Annotated in this window: 1 protein-coding gene and 1 pseudogene; one reads left to right on the top strand and one right to left on the bottom strand. The window is 68.0% G+C overall.

What is annotated here, in order from left to right:
* A partial coding sequence (locus B9S58_RS03605) for a lysine N(6)-hydroxylase/L-ornithine N(5)-oxygenase family protein (RefSeq protein WP_103530698.1) occupies positions 1-1395 on the top strand: 1395 nt, incomplete at its 5' end.
* Between the two features lie 72 nt (positions 1396-1467).
* Here the strand turns inward: B9S58_RS03605 and B9S58_RS03600 are convergent.
* Positions 1468-3300, bottom strand: a pseudogene (locus B9S58_RS03600) (bifunctional metallophosphatase/5'-nucleotidase).
* Positions 3301-3468: the final 168 nt, after the last annotated feature.

Genomic DNA, 3468 nt, shown 5'->3' with positions numbered 1-3468 from the left:
CCACACGACCTCGTCGGCATCGGCATCGGCCCCTTCAACCTCTCCCTCGCCGCCCTCGCCCACAACATCCCCGCAGCCCCCGACGACCCCCGCCCCCTCGCCGCGACCTTCTACGAACAACGCCCCGCCTTCCACTGGCACCCCGGCCTCCTCCTCGACGGCGCCAGCCTCCAAGTCCCCTTCCTCGCCGACCTCGTCACCCTCGCCGACCCCACCAGCCCCTGGAGCTTTCTCAACTACCTCCGCACCCGCGACCGCCTCTTCCCCTTCTACTTCGCCGAACGCTTCCACATCCAACGAGCCGAATACGACGCCTACTGCCGCTGGGTCAGCGAACAACTCCCCGGCCTCCACTTCGGCCACCAGGTCGACGCCGTCCGCTGGAACACCGACCGCGCCCTCTTCGAAGTCGACTTCACCCAACTCGACCGCGACGGCGAAGCCGAAGCCCTCGGCCGCGCCTACACCCGCCACATCGCCCTCGGCATCGGCACCGAACCCTTCGTCCCCGACCCCCTCAAACCCCTCGCCGAAGCCGAAGCCGTCCCCGTACTCCACTCCGCTGACTACCTACGCCACCGCGAACGGCTCCTCGCCGCCGAACACATCACCGTCATCGGATCCGGCCAGTCCGGCGCAGAGATCTTCCTCGACCTCCTGCGCGCCCGCCCCGAAGGCGCCGAGAAGATCCACTGGCTCGCCCGCACCCAGGCCTTCGCCCCCATGGAGTACTCCAAACTCGGCCTCGAACACTTCACCCCCGACTACAGCCGCTACTTCCACGCCCTCCCCGAATCCGCCCGCGACGAACTCGTCCCCCGCCAATGGCAACTCCACAAAGGCATCGACGCCGACACCATCGCCGCCATCCACGACGAGCTCTACCGCCGCACCCTCCACGGCGGCTGGCCCGCCGCCACCCTCACCCCCGGCGTCCACGTCCGCACCGCCGGCCGCGTCACCAACACCCGCGTCGAACTCCACCTCGAACACACCCAGCAAGGCACCCGATCCCGCCTCACCACCGACGCCGTCATCCTCGCCACCGGCTACCGCGAACGCCCCCTCGACGCCATCCTCGGCGGCCTCGACCCCTACCTCCGCCGCGACGCCTCCCACCGCCCCCGCATCGACGACCAGTACCGCCTGATCCTCGACCACGCCGTCACCGGACACATCTACGTACAGAACGCCGAACGCCACACCCACGGAGTCGGCGCCCCCGACCTCGGACTCGCCGCCTGGCGCAGCGCCACCATCCTCAACAACCTCACCGACGCCACCCCCTACCCCCTCCCCGAACGCACCGCCTTCACCACCTTCGGCCTCGCCCCCCAGCCGCCGAGAGTCCCCGCCCAGCCCCCCGCCCTCGTCCCCCTCAGCCAGTCCATCTGACCCGCCCCGGGACGCCGAGCGGCCCGGGACTCCGAACAACAGAGCCCCGGGCCACGGCACGACGCAACACGACTACGGGAAGACTGGCACCCCCTCCCGCGTCAGCCGCCACCCCACCGAAGCGAACGCCGCCGGATCCACCGACCCCTTCTCCCGCACCCACCCGATGATCGTGTTCCGGATCTCGTCCGAATCCGCCCACACCTGCCGCGCACCCGGCACATGCGGGAAGTTCCCCCCACCACTCGCCCGGTAGTTGTTCACCGCGAACACGAACCGCGCCGCCGGATCAATCGCCTTCCCCCCGAAGGACAACCCCACGATCCGCGAACCCACCGGCCGCGCGATATCGATGTCGTACGCCACCCCCGACACCGCGTCGTAGTTGTAGTCCGAAATCCCGTCCGCATTCGTCAGCTTCGCCGTATCCACCGGACCACCCGCCGGCGTCCGCACGTAATACCGCGCCGAATACTCCAGATAGTCCTTCAACTGCGCACCCGTGAGCAGCCGCGCCTCCAGCGTGTTCTCGAACGGATACAGCCCCGCCGCGTCCCTGATCGTCACATCACCGGCCGGAATTCCCGCCGCACGCGAGAATCACGAAGCCTGCGACAACACCGGCAACGACCCGTACTCACCACCCGCCAGAGCCGCCCGCACCGTCTCCGCCTGCACCTGATTGATCAGGTCGATGATCGGCTCGTCCTTCCACGGCGCCTCCGCCGCCGACAACGCCACCACCGACGTACCGATGACCTGATTGACGTACTCCACCACCTTGCGATGCTCCGACCGCAGCAGCGACGTCACCTTCCGGTCCTCCGGCACGGTGTTGGAGTTCAGCACCCGCGAACCGGCCTTCTCGACCGTCCAGCGGCCCCTCTCCCACACCAGATCGAAATCGAACAGCGTCAGCCGCTGCCCCCACTTCGCCGGCTCCGAGAGCACGACCCGCTTCCCCGTCTCCTTGTTCGTCACGAAGTGCTCGGCGATCTCCACATGCGCGTGCCCCACCAGAATCGCGTCGATCCCCGGCACCTGCTCCGCCACCAGCGCCGCCGCGTTCTCCACGTACGGCAACTGATCCCCCCACGACGACGTCCCCGAAGAACCCGAATGCGCGGAGACGACCACCACGTCCGCCCCCATCGACCGCAGCTTCGGCACCCACTTCGCCGCCTGCTCCTCCAGCCCCGGGAACACCATCTTCCCGCCCACGTTCGCCTTGTCCCAGATCGCGACACCAGGATTCGTCAGCCCCAGCACCGCCACCCGCACATCACGTCCGCACGGCGTCCGCATCCGCTTGATGACATACGGAGCGAACGCCGGCCGCAACGTCTTCGCATCCAGCGCATTCGCCCCCAGCAGCGGAAAATCACACTGCTCCTCGAATTTCCGCAGCACCGGAATGCCGTAATTGAACTCGTGATTCCCCAGCGCCGCCGCGTCATAACCGATCGCGTTCATCGCCCGCGCCATCGGATGCACCGGACCACGCCGCGCCGTGATCGGATCGACCTTCGCGTAGTAGTACGACAACTGCGTGCCCTGGATCGTGTCACCCGCGTCGATCAACAGCGTGTTCCGGCGACCCTTCTCCCGGCGCACCCGGTCCACCAACGTCGAGATCTTCGCCAGACCGACATCGTTGCGCGCGGAGTCGTCGTACTCCTTGTCCGTGAAGTAGTCCCAGTTGAAGACGTTCCCGTGCAGATCCGTCGTGCCCATCACCGTGAACGAATACCGCTTCGCCGGCCGCCCGTGACCATGGCCGTGACCGAGCCCCTGCCCCCTCGCCTCCGCCGCACCGGCCGAGCCCACGGCCGCCCCGCCCGCCATCGTCACACCCGCACCGGCGGCAGCCGAACGGCCCAGAAACGTCCTACGGTTCAACGGCATCTCTTCACTCCTCGTTCAGCAGGGCAACGCGCGTAGATGCTGACCCGGGGGCCACCACGCACAACACCCCACGCAGGTTTCGATCCGATGACCACGCGACACACACCCCGACACACCACCCCCCGTGCCACAGTGAACACATGACCGAAACCCCCACACCCACGCCCA

Source organism: Streptomyces sp. SM11 (genome assembly GCF_002910905.1).
Lineage (GTDB): Bacteria > Actinomycetota > Actinomycetes > Streptomycetales > Streptomycetaceae > Streptomyces.
The sequence above is the reverse complement of the archived record's forward strand: the minus strand, read 5'-3'. Positions and strand labels throughout refer to the sequence as shown.